Here is a 15046-nt window from a genome sequence, read left to right on the forward strand (position 1 = left end):
GACACCGGTCCCCGCACCGCGCCCCGCCCCACTCACCGCACGTCTGCCCCTGGTGAAAGGAACCCGATGTTCGACCTCTCCGCGTCCCAGGAGATCGTCTGGCTGCATGAGGAGGTACAACCCGGCAGCCGGGCCTACAACTTCACCGCTTACGCCGACCTGCGCGGAGCCCTGGACACCCGGGCGCTGCACGACAGTCTCGAGGACGTGCTGGCCCGCCACCCCGGCCTGCGCCTGGAACTCGTCCCCGTGGAGGGCGGGATCCCGCGTCAGCGCGTGCGCGAGGACTGCGCACTGCGCTGGCGCGAGGCCGATCTGTCAGAGGATGCCGACCCGGACGGTTCCTTCCGTGAGCTGCTGCGCGCGGAGGCCGAGGAACCCCTGGACACCCAGCGGGCACCGCTGCTCAGATTCACGCTGGTCCGCTTCTCCGACCGGCACCATCGGCTGATCCACGTCGAACACCACCTCGTCCACGACGGCCGCTCGTTCTCCGTCTTCCTCACCGACCTGTTCGACTCGTACATCGCGAGGACGCGCGGGGAGGTGCCGCCCCGTACCCAGGCGAGATCGTACGAGGAGCACGCGCGTTCCCTGGCCGGCCGGGAAGGCGCCGCCGGTGGTACGAGCGGGCTCGACCACTGGCAGCGCACCTTGCGGGGGGCGTCGTTCGACCTGCCCCTGCCGGGTCTGGCCCGTGCGGGCGGGGTCCGCCGGCACCACGGGAACCAGCTGCGCCAGGCCATCGATCCCGAGCTCGCCGAGCGGATACGCCAGTGCGCCCGTCGTCACGGCCACACGGTCTTCTCCACTCTCCTCGGTCTCTTCGCGGAACTGCTGCGCCGTCACAGCGGGCGCACGGACATGGTCATCGGCACCGCGGTCGGCAATCGTCCCGCAGGCTTCGAGAAGACCGTCGGCATGTTCGTCAACACCCTCCCGCTGCGGATCCGGCTCGCGCCCGAGGACAGTGCGCGCGAGGCGGTCGACGAGGTGACGGACATGCTCCTCCGCGCGCTCCCCCACCAGCACGTCCCGGTCCAGACGATCACGCGTTCCCTGGGGCTGCACACCGACGGCGCGGAGAATCCCCTGTTCGACGTGATGTTCAGCGCACACGACGCGCCGGTCCCCGACATCGACGTGCCGGACCTGGAAGTGGCACTGCACGAGGGATACAACAGCGGTACCACGCGCTTCGACCTCGACCTGGTGCTGCTCCCGGACGACCGGCGGGTGGTCGGGCACCGCGAGGGCCCGGCCGGCATGATCCTGCTGTGGGACTACGACACCGACCTCTTCTCCCGCGAAACCGCCGAGCTGCTCTCGGAGAGATACCTCGCCCTGGTACGGGCCTACGTGGACACACCCGGCACTCCGCTGGCCGCGCTGGCGTCCGCGGCCGCACCGCCCGCCCGGCATGAGCCGACCGCACCGGAGGAGGCTCTCGGGCCGGATCCTTCGCGCGTACTGGATCCCTTGTCCTGGCAGCAGTCCGGCCGTCCCGCCCTCGTCGCCCCGGACGCAACGCTCACCCACGGGGACCTCGACCAGCGGGTGACGGAGCTGTGCGGGCGGCTGCGTGACGCCGGTGTCAGGCCCGGCCAACCGGTCGCGGTGGTGCTGCCCCGCGGCACGGACAACGTCGTCGCCCTGCTGGCCTGTCTGCGCGCCGGTGCGGTGTACTGCCCGCTGTCGCCGGACGACCCAGCCGGCCGGCTGGAGCTCCTGCTGCGCAACCTGGCCCCGGCGCTGGTCCTCACCAGTCGCACGAGCGCTCCCTCCGTGCCGGTCCAGGGGCTTCCGCTCGCCCTGCTGGACGGGCCCGGCTTCCCCCCGGCAGCGCCGTCGCCGAGCGTCCCGGAAGCCGCGTACGTCATCCACACCTCCGGCTCCACCGGCGTGCCCAAGCCGGTCGTGGTGAGCCGGTCCGCGCTGGCCCACCATGTCACCGCGGTGGCCGCACGGTACGAACTGGCCCCGCACGACCGGGTGCTGCTCTTCGCCCAGCCGTCCTTCGACGTCGCGCTGGAGGAGGTGCTCCCGTCCCTGTACGCCGGCGCCTGCCTGGTGGTCCCGAACCGGAGGGTTCCCACCGGCACCGAACTCGCCGCGGTGCTCAGCGCCCGCCGCGTCACCGTTGTCAACCTGCCCACCAGCTATGTCCTCGGCTGCCGGGAGGATCTCGCCGAAGCCGTCGGGGACGGCCGCTGGCAGCCACGGCTCATCGTGCTCGGCGGTGAACGCCTCCCGGCCAGGGCGCTGCGTGAGTTGTGCTCCGCCGCGGACGTCACGCTCCTCAACGCCTACGGCGTCACCGAAGCCGCCATCACCTCGGTCGTGCACCGTGTGAGCCCCGACGACACGGTGGACGAGAACGCCGAGATCCCGCTGGGCGTCGAACTGCCCGGTGTACGCGTCCACGTCCTCGACACGGGGCTGCGGCCGCTGCCCGCCGGCGCGGTCGGGGAGCTGGCGATCGCGGGCTCCGGGCTCGCGGAGGGCTATCTCGGTGCCGCGGAGGCCACCACCGCCCGCTTCGTCACCGCGCCCACCGGCCCGGATGCGGCGGATGCCGGTGGTGAACGGGTCTACCTCACCGGTGACATGGGATACCGGGACCGGGCAGGTCGCCTGTGGTTCCTCGGACGCCGCGACAACCAGGTCAAGCTGCGCGGATACCGGATCGAACTGGAGGAGATCGAGGCCGCGGCCTCCGCCGAACTGGACGGCCGCCCGTGCGCGGTCGTACGGGACGACACCGCGGCGGGCGGGCCGCGACTGGTCGGCTTCGTGGAAGCTCCTCGCGTGGACCAGGCGGCACTGCACGAGGCGCTGGCACGGCGGCTGCCCGCCGCCCTCAATCCGGGCCTGTGGGCCGCGGTCGACACCATGCCCGTGCTCCAGGGCGGCAAACCGGACCGCAGGGAACTCGGCAGGCGGGCCGCGGAGCTCTCCCAGGTCCCCGGGAACGACCACGTCGACGAGGCCGCCGTGGCCGACCCGGCCGTGGCGCTGCTGGCCGAAGGCTGGCGCACGGTCCTCGGCCACGACGGCTTCTCTTCCCGGTCCCACTTCTTCCAGGTGGGCGGCCACTCGCTGCTCGCCGCGCAGCTCGCCGCCTGGCTGGAGCCGCACCTGGGCGCGCGTCCCCCGCTGCGCACCCTGCTGCGGCACCCGGTCCTCGCGGACCAGGCCCGCGCGCTGGCGGAGGCCGCCGTATGACCGCGCCCTCCACCGTCCTCGAGGACGACCACAGGGAACTGGTGTCCGCCTTCAGGGACTTCGTCCGCAGGGAGCTCGTCCCCCTCGCCGGAGAGCTCCCGGACGAGGCCGGCGCCGTCCCGGACGACCTGCGGACCTATGTCCGCCGCCGCTCGGCCGGACTCGGCTTCTACGCGGGGGACTACCCCGAGAGCGCGGGCGGCTCCGGGGTGCCGCTGAGCGCCGTCGTCCAGCTGCACCACGCCGCCGGGCGCAGCGGGTGCCCGCTCGCCCCGTACGCCCTCGCGGGCTCCGACGGCCCGAGTCCGATCCTGCTGCACGGCACCGGCGCCCAGATCGAGTCGTATCTGGCGCCCCTGGTACGCGGTGAGGCGTTGCGCTGTCTGGCGATGACCGAACCCCACGCGGGTTCGGACGCCTTCGACCTGCGGACCGTTGCCGAGCGCAGCGCCGACGGCTGGGAGCTCACCGGGCGCAAGACCTTCGTCAGCAACGCCGACCGGGCGGACTTCGCGCTCGTCGTCGCGGAGGTCCACGACCCGGACGGCGCGGGCGGGCCGGCGGGTGGAGGGGCGACCGGGGATGGGGCGACCGTTTTCGTGGTGCCCATGGACACGGTCGGGCTGTCCATCGGCCAGCGCTACGAAGGCATGTCGGGCGAGCCGCTGTTCGAACTCGTCCTGGACCGGGCGCGGTTGCCGGCCGACGCGGTGGTGGGCGGCCCGGACGGCATCGGCATGGCCATGGAACTGGCGTTGCGGAGCCTGTCCCGCGGCCGGCTGATCGTCGCCGCCCAGTGCAACGGCATCGCCGAGTACGCGTTGGAGGAGGCCGTCGCGTACGCACGGGAGCGGCGCGCCTTCGGCGGGCCGATCGGCTCCCGCCAGCACATCCAGGAGCACCTGGTGAGCAGCCGCGCGGAGGTGGAGGCGTCCAAGCTGGTCACGCTGGCCTGCGCCCGGCTCCTGGATTCGGGTACGGATGCCCCCGAGAACGCCGCGATGGCGAAACTGACCGCCTCCGAGACGGCCGTGCGGGTCGTGGACCGCGCGCTGCGGGTGCACGGCGCGAGCGGCTGGGTGCGCGGGCACCCACTGGAGCATCTGTACCGGTACGTCCGGATGATGACGATCATCGAGGGGACGTCGGAGATCCAGAAGGTGACGATGGCCCAGGCCATGGGTCTGGGGCGGGTCCAGTCATGACGGAAAGCGGAGTGACCATGATCGAGAGCACAGCCCACGGCAGCCCTACGGCCGTGAAGCCTGCGGAGCCGGCCGGGAGCGGCGGAACACCGGCCGGGGGGCTCAGTGTCATCCGCGGCGTCGTCCCCGGCGCCCGACCGGACGACGTCCTCAGCCGGTTCGAGTGCTGGGTGCGTGAGCAGCCGGATGCCGTCGCCGTCGACGACCGCGGACGGAAGTGGACCTACGCCCAACTCGACGCCTCGGCGGCGGAGATCGCCGGGACACTGGCGGGGAAGGTGGGTCCCGGCGACCTCGTGGGCGTCTGCCTGGACCGGTCGGCCGAGGCCGTCGCCACCGCCGTCGCGGCCGCGCGGATCGGTGCCGTCCATCTGCCGCTGGGGCCACGGCCGGGAGCCGGGCGGCTGGCCGTCGCCATGCGTGACGCACACATCGCCTGCCTGGTCGCACGGCGGGAGGATCCGAACCTTCCCGCCGAGCTCCCGACGGGCATGCCGGTGGGGCTGTCCGGGGAGATGGTGGCCCACTTCACCGACCGTGCGCCGGGCGCCCGGCGCGCCCCCGACGGCAGCTTCTACGCCGTCCTCACTTCGGGGTCGACAGGCACACCCAAGGCCGTCGCGGTCGGCCGGGACTCCCTGGGCAACCTCGTCGACTGGTACGGCGCGCTGATGGAACTGGGACCCGGCGCACGTCAGAGCCTTCTGGTGGGCGTCGGCTTCGACCCCCACGTCATGGAGATCTGGTCGGCGCTCGCGTCCGGCGCGGCCCTGTGCGTCGCCCCCGAGTCCGCGCGCCGCGACCCGGCCGCGCTGGCCTCCTGGTGGTGCGATGCGGGCGTCACCGCCATCACCCTGCCCACTCCCCTGGCCGAACTGCTCTTCGCCCGCCCGTGGCCCGAGGCGTCCCCGCTGCGTCATCTCCTCGTGGGCGGAGACCGGTTGCGCCGCCGGCCGTCCTCGGACGTCAGTGCCCGTGTGCACAACGCGTACGGCCCGGCCGAAGCCACCGTCATCACCACCACACACCTCATGCCCCGCCCCGCGCCCGGCGGGCAGGCACCGTCACAGCCGCCTCCCATCGGGGGGCCGGTGAACGGCGCGGTCCTGTGCGTGGCGGACGAGGAGGGACGGCTCCTGCCACGCGGTGAAGCGGGAGAACTCCTGATCGGCGGGCGTGGCCTCGCCATCGGCTATCTCGACGAAGCGCTCACCCGTGCGCGGTTCGTGGACCCGCCGCAGGGTGTGGAGGGGGTGGATCGCGTCTACCGCAGCGGGGACCGCGTGGTGATGCGCGACGACGGTGTGCTGGAGTTCGTCGGCCGCATCGACGACCAGGTCAAGCTCGGCGGGGTGCGAATCGAACCCGCCGAGGTCGAGGGGGCGTTGGAGCGGCATCCCGACGTGGAGCGTGCCGTGGTCGTCCTCCACCGGACCGCGGCGGGCCTGGACCGGCTGGTCGCCTTCGTCCGGCCGGCACCGGGACGGTCACCCGACGGCGATGCGCTGCTGGAGTCCGTGCGGGACCGGTTGCCGGAAGGCACCACGCCCGCGGCGGTCCGCGTCATCGGCGAATTCCCTCTGGACGGCAACGACAAGGTCGACCGGCGTGCCCTGCTGGCGGCCGAGACGGCCCGCTCGCAGTGGCTGCCCGACCGGACCGGGTCCGGCGCGGTCGACGGCCCCGACGGTGCGGGGTACTCCGACACCGAAGTCACACTGCTGGAGCTGTGCCGGGAAATCCTCGGCGAGCCCGAACTCGGCCTCGCCGACACCTTCGTGGCATCCGGCGGCAACTCCCTCGCGGCGGCCCGGCTGCTGGCCCGGATCGAGGACGCGTACGGCATCCGGCTGCAGGCCGCGGATGTCCTCGTGGAACGCGACCTGCGCGGCCTCGCCGCCATCGTGGACGCCCGCCGCACGACCCTGAGCAAGGACGTCTGACATGAATGTCTCTCTTTCCTCCGTGGCAATCCCCGAGGCAGAGCCGGTGGACGTCCCATCGGGCGGTGTCCTCCAGCTGGTGCTGGGACACGCCGCCCGTACCCCGGAGGCGCTCGCCCTCCGCGCGGGCGCGACGTCGTGGACGTACGGGCAGCTGGTGGCCTCGGCCGGTGCGCTGGCTGACCGGCTGCGCGCCCGCGGTTGCCGGCCCGGAGACGCCGTCGGCCTCCTGCTCCCCCGGTCGGCCTGGACCGTCGTCGCGCAGCTGGCCGTCTGGTGGGCCGGGTGTCACTACGTCCCCGTCGATCCCGACCAGCCGGCTGCCCGCACGGCCTCCGTACTCGCCGACGCGGGGACCGTGCTCACGGTCGGCGACCGGGAGTCGCTGGCCTCGGCCGGTCTGACGGAGCGGTCCGTCGTCGTCGAGGGCACCGGCCCCTGCACCGCCGCACCCGATCCGTGTGCCGCGCCGGTGCAGTCGCCCGCTGGGCCGGACGTCCCCGACGCCCTGGCGTGCGTGATGTACACCTCGGGTTCCAGTGGCCGTCCCAAGGGCGTGATGGTGCCCCACCAGGCGATCGCGGGGCTCGTGGCCGCACCGGAGTACGCCACCGTCGAACCGCGTGACCGGGTGCTCTTCCAGTCGGCTCCCCATTTCGACGCCGCCACCTTCGAGGTCTGGGCGCCGCTGGCCCGCGGCGCCGCCGTGGTCGTCACCGAGGAAATCCGGCCTTCCCTCGAAGATCTGGCGAGGGTCGTGGAACGCCACGGGGTGACCGTGGCCTACTTCACCGCCGGGCTCTTCCATCAGCTCGCCGCGCTGGGCTCACGCGTGTTCGATGTGCTGCGGACCGTCGTCGTCGGCGGTGACGTCCTCTCGCCGGGGCACGCGGAAAGCGTGCTGCGCCAGGCGCCCTGGCTGGAACTGGTCAACGGGTACGGCCCCACGGAAACCACTACCTTCGCCACCGCGCACCGGGTGATCCCGGCCGACTGCCGTGGCCCCCTGCCGATCGGTCTGCCGGTCAACGGTGCCACCACCCAGGTGCTGGACGAGCTCGGCCGGCCGGTCCCGCCCGGTACACGGGGAGAGCTGTGGGTCGGCGGACCGCGGCTCGCGCTCGGATATCTCGGCCTGCCCGCCCTCACCTCGGAGCGGTTCACCGTGTGTCCGCCGTACGGCCGGATGTACCGGACGGGTGACGTGGTGTCGGCCGGCCCGGACGGCGCGCTGGCCTTCCACGGCCGTGCCGACGACCAGGTCAAGGTGAGGGGTTTCCGCGTCGAGCCGCGCGAGGTGGAGGAGAACCTCTGCGGGCATCCGGCGGTGGGCACTGCGGCCGTCGTCGCCCGGCGGGTCCGGGACGGGGAACCCCGGCTGGTGGCATATGTGACAGCGGCGGAAGGCGCTCAGCGGGTGGACGAGGCGGAACTCCGCGCCCATCTGGAGGCGAGGCTCCCCGCGTATATGCTGCCCGACGCCTGGGAACTGCTGGACGAACTCCCGCTCGGCAGCACCGGCAAGGTCGACCGGCAGGCCCTGGCCACCCGGAGCGTGCCGGCGGAAGACGGTCACGAACCGGGGCCGGACGGTGGGAACGCCCGCGAGGACGGTCCCTGCTCCCGGGCCGCTGCCCTCGGCGCGGCAGCGGATTGCGGCCTCGGCACCCCCGGACTCACACCCGTGGAGTCGGTCGTCGCCCAGCTGTGGAGCACCGCTCTGGGAGTGGAAGTGACCAGCCCCGATGACCACTTCCTCGCCTGCGGAGGGCATTCCCTCCTGGCCCTGGGAATCGTCGAGAACCTGCGGGAGGACCTCGATGTCGAGATCGGTCTCATCGACTTCTTCCGGAATCCGACCGTCGCGGGACAGGCCGCCCTCGTCGAACGCGCCCTGCGCCGGGCCGAAGAGGGTCCCGCCGGCACGACGGTGACGGGCGGCAGCCGATGAACGCACCACACGACGACGCGGCCGGATCCGGCCAGGAGGCCCTGCTGCGCCGCGCCCGGCACCGTGCGTCCACCCGGCGCACCGAAGCGTCCACGCGCTCCGGGGCACCCTCACTCGCCCCGCCGCCGCACGGCGGGGAATGCTTGCCGGTGTCCGAGGCGCAGCGCCGGATGTGGATGATGGACCGTCTCAGGCCGGGCGGTGCGGAGTACGCCGTGCCGTTCGCCACCAGGCTGTGGGGGGCTCTCGACGAACGGGCGCTGCGCCAGGCGCTCACCGCCGTCGTCAACCGTCATGACGTGCTGCGGACCAGTTATCCGGACCGGGACGGGGAGCCTTACCAGGTGGTGGGTCCGCACATCGACGAACTGCCCCTGCGCACGGTCGATCTCACGGACGCAGCGGACGGCGAGGACATGGCGAAGTGGGTGATGACGGCGGAGGCGGCGGCCCCGTTCGACCTCGCCTCGGGGCCGGTACTGAGGGCCCTGCTCATACGCCACACACCGGGCGACACCACCGTCGTCCTGACGTTTCATCACATCGTGGTCGACGGTGCTTCATGGTCCGTACTCGCAGCGGAACTGAGCACGCTCTACAACGCCTTCCGTGCCGGTGAGCCCTCCCCACTCCAACCGCCCGCACAGTACGCCGACTTCGTCCGCCGAGAGCAGGCCGCCCGTGAGAGCTGGAGGGCGAGTCTGGCTTACTGGTCGAAGCGGCTGGCCGGCGCCCGGCCGTTGGCGCTGCCCGCGGCGCCAACGAGCCGGGCCGCCGGCAGCGGGCGTGCTCCCAGGACCCTCTCCGCCGTGCTCGCGGCGCAGACGGTGACCGGTCTCAAGGAGGTCGGCCTGCGTCACGACAGCACTTTGTTCACGGTGGTTCTCGCCGGCGCCTTCGCGGCGCTCCACGAGGTCACCGGCGAGTCGGACCTGATGATCGGTTGTGCCAGCGCGCAGCACGACCTCGGCCGCGGCCGTTCCCTGGTGGGCCTGCGTATGAACACACTGCCGGTACGTGCCGAGGTGGTGGCCCACCGTTCCTTCCCGGCACTGCTGGAGCAGGTACGCGCGTCCCTGCTCGAGGCCCAGGAACACCGCGACGTCCCGTTCAACCTGATCGTCGACGCACTGGGCGCGAAGGGGCGCGGAACGGGCGGTACGGCGCTGGTGACGACGTTGGTGGACCTCGTACGGCCACCCGGCGTCCTGCGGCTCGCGGGCACCGCTTCACAGGCCGTGGAGGTGAGCTCCGGCGGGGCGAAGTTCCCCTGCGTGCTTGCCGTGGAGGAGGGCCCCCGGGCCCGGTGCCAAGTCCGGTACGACACCTCACTGGTGGACGGGCGGGTCGCCCGGCTCCTGCTGGACGCGTTCGTCCGCGTCCTGGTCACGGTCTCGTCCGGAGAGCCCGGCGGGCCGCTCGTCCCGGCGCAGCTCCCGCACGGCACTCTGCCGGATCCTCCACCGCCGTCGGCACACGCGGCCGTGCCCGTCGCCGCCGCGGCCGCGACCGGACGCACGCGGGGAACGGGAACCCTTCCCGTTGTCCTCGCCGCGTTCGACCACCTGCTGGACGAAGCCACGGACCCGGACGACGACTTCTTCGAACTCGGCGGCGGCTCCCTTCTCGCGGTACGGATCACCGAGCGGCTTCGCGACCGGCTCAAGGTGCCGCTCACCGGCTTCGAGGTGATGGAGCGGCGCACGCCCCGTGGGCTCGCCGCGCTGCTCGACGAGCGCGGGGAGACGGCCCGTTCGGCCGGACCCCGTCCGTACCGGTCCCGAGAAGCCGCCCCCGGCACCGTGCTGGTGACCGGCGGCACCGGGGCGGTCGGCAGTTTCGTGGTGACGGAGCTGCTCGCTCGCGGCCGCGCCGTGCGCCTCCTCGTGCGTCCCGAGTCCGCTCATCTCGTCGGACACGACGGTGTGGACGTCGTCGAGGGCGACCTCCGCGACCCGGGCAGCCTGCGCGAGGCGGTCCAGGGGGTGCACAGTGTGATCCACTCGGCCTGTACCTTCACCGACCACCGGACGGATGTCTCGGCGATGCGCGCCCTGCTCGCGCACCCGCTGCCCGGGGCGTTCGTCTTCGTCAGCAGCACCGACGCTTACGGACGCCCCGCGACGGCGGAGATACCGGAAGGAGCCGCGTCCGCCGGGCCGCTGACAGCGTACGGGCGGGCGAAGGCCGAGTGTGAGGAGCTCCTCCTCTCCGGGCGGGGCCATGGACGAGCCGCCGGTGGTTCGAGTGTCATCCGCTCCCCGTTCGTATGGGGCGGGCACCCCCGGCTGTACGAACAGCTGCGCTGGGGAACCGTGGGGAGCCTCTACCAGGCTGCCCTCGCCAACGCGCCGATCGTGCTCCCTGCGGACGCCACCGCGGAGAAGCGCTGGTACGGCACGCCATGGGTACACGGCGCGACGCTGGCCCGCACCTTGGCCGACTGCGCCGAGAAACCCACCGGGACGGTGCACAACGCGGTCGACGGGCACGTCGGCTGGCCCGAGCTCGCAGCCGAACTGATCCGTCTGACGGGCAGCACGAGCGAGCTCCGCTCCTCCTCGGCCGCGCCCGCGGACCTGCTACGGCCCTGGCGCTACCCATCCGGGCCCACGAGCCCCCACAGGGGACGCCAGGGGAACGGTGACTGGCGCACGGCACTCGCCGCCACCGTCGCACAGGGCACGGACACCTGACGTACGACCGATGGGACCGGCCTCGGGCGTGCCCGGGCAGCCCTCAGGCATGACGAGCGGGCCGGCCGGCGGTGTGACCGCCGGCCGGCCCCATGGGTCGGATCCTGACGCGCGTTGCCCGCGGCTCGTCCTGTCGGTCGGGGATGCAGGTGATTGCGGCGTGTCTGCGACGGTCGGGCATCCGTGCGGTGTCACGGTGGGACGAAAAGGGCATCGCGAGGACTCGCTGCCCTGCGCGCACCGGGAGGTCCTTCGTGAAGAGCTTGGTCTCGGCCGTGTCTGCGGCTCTGTCAGCTGCCGTCCTGTTCGGGGCAACCGTCCCCGCTCAAGCGCTGGACGCCCCCTTGCCTGCCCCGGCGAACAGCGAGGGACTGCGACAGTCGTACTACCCGAACGTCGACTGGATCGTGTGCGAGATCAACAAGGAACGCGCCGCCCACGGCCTGTCCAGCCTCCGGGTCTCCGACCGGGCCAGCGCGGTCGGACGTGCGCATGCCAGGGACATGGCGGCGATGGGGCGGCTGACCTCGGTCGGCAGCGACGGCCGCGACCTTCGGACACGGATGTCCCAGGCGGGCCTGTTCTCCGGCCTCATCGCCGAGTTCATGGCGTCCGGCTACGACCACGATGGCTACTTCGCGGACAGGGTGACGGACCCCGACCCCAAGAACGCGCTCTACAAAGTCCTGATGAAGAAGGACATCGTGGCCATCGGCATCGGATACGACCGCCGCTACTGGGACGTCGATCTGCTTGGTTCCCACCGCAAGCTGCTGACCAGGACGCCCACCGGTTGCCACCTCAACGCACCCGCGGCACGGGTGGCGTCCCCGCGGGCCGTCTCACAGCAGCCGGCGCAGTGGAGCGGTCCGGTGCTCGCACGGGACGCTCAGTAGCGACTGAGGGACGACTGACGCGACGCGCCCTTCGGGGATGGCATCCCTGACAAGGCATCCCTGACAAAGACATGGCGTCGCGTTCGTGCCACAGCCCGCTCCGGCGGTGGTGGCGCCCCTCGGAGCTTCTGCACACATCGCCGACGCACTGCCCGGACCACCGGAGTGGCAGTGCGTCGGCGCGTCCCGTGTAGGGCGTGGAGGAATCCGACCACCCGTCCAACTGCCCCGGTTTCCCACTGTGTAAGGTCGTCGCCCGGCCGACTCACTCCGGCCGTCCTGCATCCATGGCCGGTCCCCGCTGACCGCGCCGAGGTCACGGAGGTGGCGAGGCTCTGATGCCTGACTGGACCTATCACCCACTACGCGGTGCGGCGGCTTCGCTGCTGGGAACGCGACGATCTCAGCGAGCCGCGCTGCGGACGCTGGCCCTCATCGGCTCCCTTCCCGGCGGCAGACATGTGATCGCCAAGATGATCGGTCCCGGCCACCCATTGCCCGGACCCACCGGCTCCCACACCGCCGCTTCCGTGACCGCACGGCTGGGCGTGGTCGTGCCACCGGCGGTGGCGTGGGACGCGGTGCGTGCCTTGCCTCCGCTGGGGGCGGGTCTGATCGAAGTAGGGCCCGTCTCCCTGGCCGACGTGCCCAGGGTGCGCCAGGCGGCCGCCGGCCGGCGGGTACCGGTGACGGTGCGCGCCGAGGGGCCGGACGCCCCGGCGGTTGTGGAGGCACTGTCGCCGCACGTCGACTCCATATGTACCGGGCCGGATCCCACCGTGGTGCGGGCGACTTCGGTGGCCGGCGCCGTCGACGCGCTCGCGGATCCGGAGTCCGTGGTCCTGGCCACGCCCGCGGTGCTGGTGCGGGAGGGCCCTGGATGGTTCACGCGGGTGACCGAGGCGGCGGCCCCACCGCATCCTCCGGCGGGTGGACTGGGCGAGGTCGGGCTCGATCCACGGCGCTGGCCGTCGTGGTGGTGGGGGGTGCTGGTCGGTGTGGGAATGATCTGCGCGGGTCTGGGTGCCGCTGCGATCACACTCGGGCCGGTGCTGCTGTGGTACGACCGTGACTACCTCGGGATGTCGGTGCACGAGTTGCATGCCACCAATCACCACTTGGTGCACTTCCTGCAACACGACAGGATCACCATGGCCGGCACCATGCTGACCATGGGCATTCTCTACATCGGTCTCGCAGTGGGCGGGATCCGTCGCGGGTGGCCCTGGGCCCGGGTGGCCTTCCTGGCCTCCGGATGGATCGGCTTCCCCACACTTCTCTACTTCCTGGGCTTCGGCTTCCTCGAGCCCCTGCACACGGCTGTCACCCTCGCTCTCTTCCCGATGTTCCTGGTCGCCACCCGGCGTGCGGGCGTCACCCCACCCCGCTGGACCGTGCTCCCCCAAGGGGCCGAGCGCGAACGCCGCCGGGCCCTCGTCGGCCAACTGCTCATGATCGTCACCGGAGCCGGCATCTTCGTCGGCGGAGCGGTGGTGTCGGCGGTCGGCCTCACGAGTGTCTTCGTACCCACCGACCTGGACTTCCTGAACACGGTGCCGGACGCCGTCCGGTCGGCCAACCCACGGCTGATGCCGTTCGTCGCGCACGACCGGGCAGGCTTCGGCGGTGCCCTCATGGCCGCGGCGGCTGCGATCGTTCTGCTCGCCGCGTGGGGCTGGCGCCGGGGTGAGTCCTGGATCTGGTGGACACTGGCCGCTTGTGCGACCACCGGCTTCCTGCCGGCCATCGTCGTCCACGGCATCATCGGCTACACCGACTTCGGCCATCTGGCACCCGTGTACTTCGGCGTTCTCTGCACCGCCGTGTCCCTGGCACTTTCCCGGTCGTACCTGTGCACACGGCCGGAGCGGCAGCATCAGCCGGCGGGCCCTGTCCGGCCGGACAGGGCCCGCGTCGAGGCGTAGCGCGGCCTTCCCGGTCCGGGCTTGGGTACGCCGTACTCCCGGTGGTGAGTAGGCGTACTCAGGCCTGAGGGTGCTCCCTGGCAGACGATGAAGATCGCACTCGTCGAGACCGGAGACACACCATGCTCAGCCGCCTCGCCAGCGTCCTGGTACCCGCCGTCGGGAGCCTCACGGTGACCACCGACGCGGACACCGACGTCGCACCCGGCAGTATCATCGCCGCCAATCACACCTCGCTCGCAGACCCCGCGGTCGTCCTGGCCGCACTGCACCGCCTCGGCATCCGGCCGGCCGTAATGGCGACCGCCGGCCTGTGGCGCATTCCTGTGCTCGGCCGCTCACTCTCGCGTACGGGCTGCATCCCCGTGCACCGAGGAGACCGGCGCGCGGCCCAGGCGCTCGACCTGGCCCAGGAGGCCCTGGCCGGTGGCCGGATCGTCCTCATCTACGCCGAGGGCGGTGTCCCCGACCGTCGTGACGCTGCGGAACACGCGCCCGGCCCGTTCCGCAGCGGCTTGTCCCGGCTGGCCGAGCGGACGGGGGCCGCGGTGATTCCACTCGGACAGGCGGGCGCGCGGCGGATCACCTCCGGCAATCCGGGCAAGCAAATCGCCGGGCTGGCCACGGCACCGCTCCGCCGTCCCCGCCTGCACGTTCATGTGGGGACTCCGCTGACGCTGACCGGTGACCGCGCCGCACGGACCCTGCAGGCCCGCACCGCGGTCACGGCCGCGTGGCGGACAGCTGCCGCCCACCTGGACGAGCCCGCCGCGCACGCTGCCTGAAGGTGATGCGTGCGGCCGATGACGGTGCCCCCGTGACCCGCGTTCGATCCGGACGGTGCAGAAGTCACCCGCCATCAGGACGATCGCGCCTGCCCAGGTGAGCGCGCAGCGCCTCGACGAGTGCTCCGAGGCAGAACGCCTGAGCCACCGCGCAGACGATCAGCCCGCCGACGATGAGCCAGGCCGGGGCCCCTTCCGTCCCCCACACCGCATCCTCGGCCGCCACCGCGATCAAGGAGGCGGGGAGAGTGAGGAAGAAGGGCCACACCCAGATGAACCCGGGATCGGAGTCGAAGACCGTGACGGCTGCGGCCACCACCACGGAAACGCCGACGAGCCCGAGGTAGATCGCCGAAGCGGGGTTGGTGAAGCCGAGACGGGCAATGGTACGCGCGTTCATTGGTTCTCCGCTGAAGACGT

Annotated in this window: 9 protein-coding genes; 8 read left to right on the forward strand and 1 reads right to left on the reverse strand. The window is 72.3% G+C overall.

Features of this window, described 5'->3' with window-relative positions:
• Window positions 1-66 precede the first annotated feature (66 nt).
• The 8 genes from ACTWOL_RS01220 (at window position 67) to ACTWOL_RS01255 (ending at window position 14626) form a co-directional block, all read left to right on the forward strand.
• On the forward strand, window positions 67-3225 hold the full coding sequence (locus ACTWOL_RS01220; protein WP_474293360.1) for a non-ribosomal peptide synthetase: 3159 nt from the start codon (window positions 67-69) through the stop codon (window positions 3223-3225).
• Window positions 3222-4430: an acyl-CoA dehydrogenase family protein gene (locus tag ACTWOL_RS01225; protein ID WP_474293362.1), complete on the forward strand. Its 1209-nt coding sequence runs from the start codon at window positions 3222-3224 to the stop codon at window positions 4428-4430. The genes ACTWOL_RS01220 and ACTWOL_RS01225 overlap by 4 nt, the downstream gene beginning before the upstream one ends.
• Before the next feature lie 17 nt (window positions 4431-4447).
• Entirely contained in the window at window positions 4448-6373 is a 1926-nt protein-coding gene (locus tag ACTWOL_RS01230) for a non-ribosomal peptide synthetase (RefSeq protein ID WP_474293363.1), read from the forward strand.
• Between the two features lies 1 nt (window position 6374).
• On the forward strand, window positions 6375-8324 hold the full coding sequence (locus ACTWOL_RS01235; RefSeq protein WP_474293366.1) for an amino acid adenylation domain-containing protein: 1950 nt from the start codon (window positions 6375-6377) through the stop codon (window positions 8322-8324).
• Window positions 8321-11020, forward strand: a complete 2700-nt coding sequence (locus ACTWOL_RS01240) for a condensation domain-containing protein (RefSeq protein ID WP_474293368.1) — start codon at window positions 8321-8323, stop codon at window positions 11018-11020. The genes ACTWOL_RS01235 and ACTWOL_RS01240 overlap by 4 nt, the downstream gene beginning before the upstream one ends.
• Window positions 11021-11274: 254 nt before the next feature.
• Entirely contained in the window at window positions 11275-11916 is a 642-nt protein-coding gene (locus ACTWOL_RS01245; protein WP_474293370.1) for a CAP domain-containing protein, read from the forward strand.
• 338 nt (window positions 11917-12254) lie between these two features.
• The gene (locus ACTWOL_RS01250; protein ID WP_474293372.1) at window positions 12255-13841 is read left to right on the forward strand and encodes a hypothetical protein; all 1587 of its coding nucleotides are present in this window, start codon (window positions 12255-12257) and stop codon (window positions 13839-13841) included.
• A gap of 122 nt (window positions 13842-13963) precedes the next feature.
• Window positions 13964-14626: a lysophospholipid acyltransferase family protein gene (locus ACTWOL_RS01255; protein WP_474293373.1), complete on the forward strand. Its 663-nt coding sequence runs from the start codon at window positions 13964-13966 to the stop codon at window positions 14624-14626.
• 64 nt (window positions 14627-14690) lie between these two features.
• On the opposite strand, the gene ACTWOL_RS01260 is transcribed toward ACTWOL_RS01255, so the two are convergent.
• A complete protein-coding gene (locus ACTWOL_RS01260) occupies window positions 14691-15026 on the reverse strand; it encodes an SCO4225 family membrane protein (RefSeq protein ID WP_474293375.1) in 336 nt (111 codons plus the stop codon).
• Between the last annotated feature and the right edge of the window lie 20 nt (window positions 15027-15046).

This window comes from Micromonospora sp. IBHARD003, assembly GCF_056106285.1.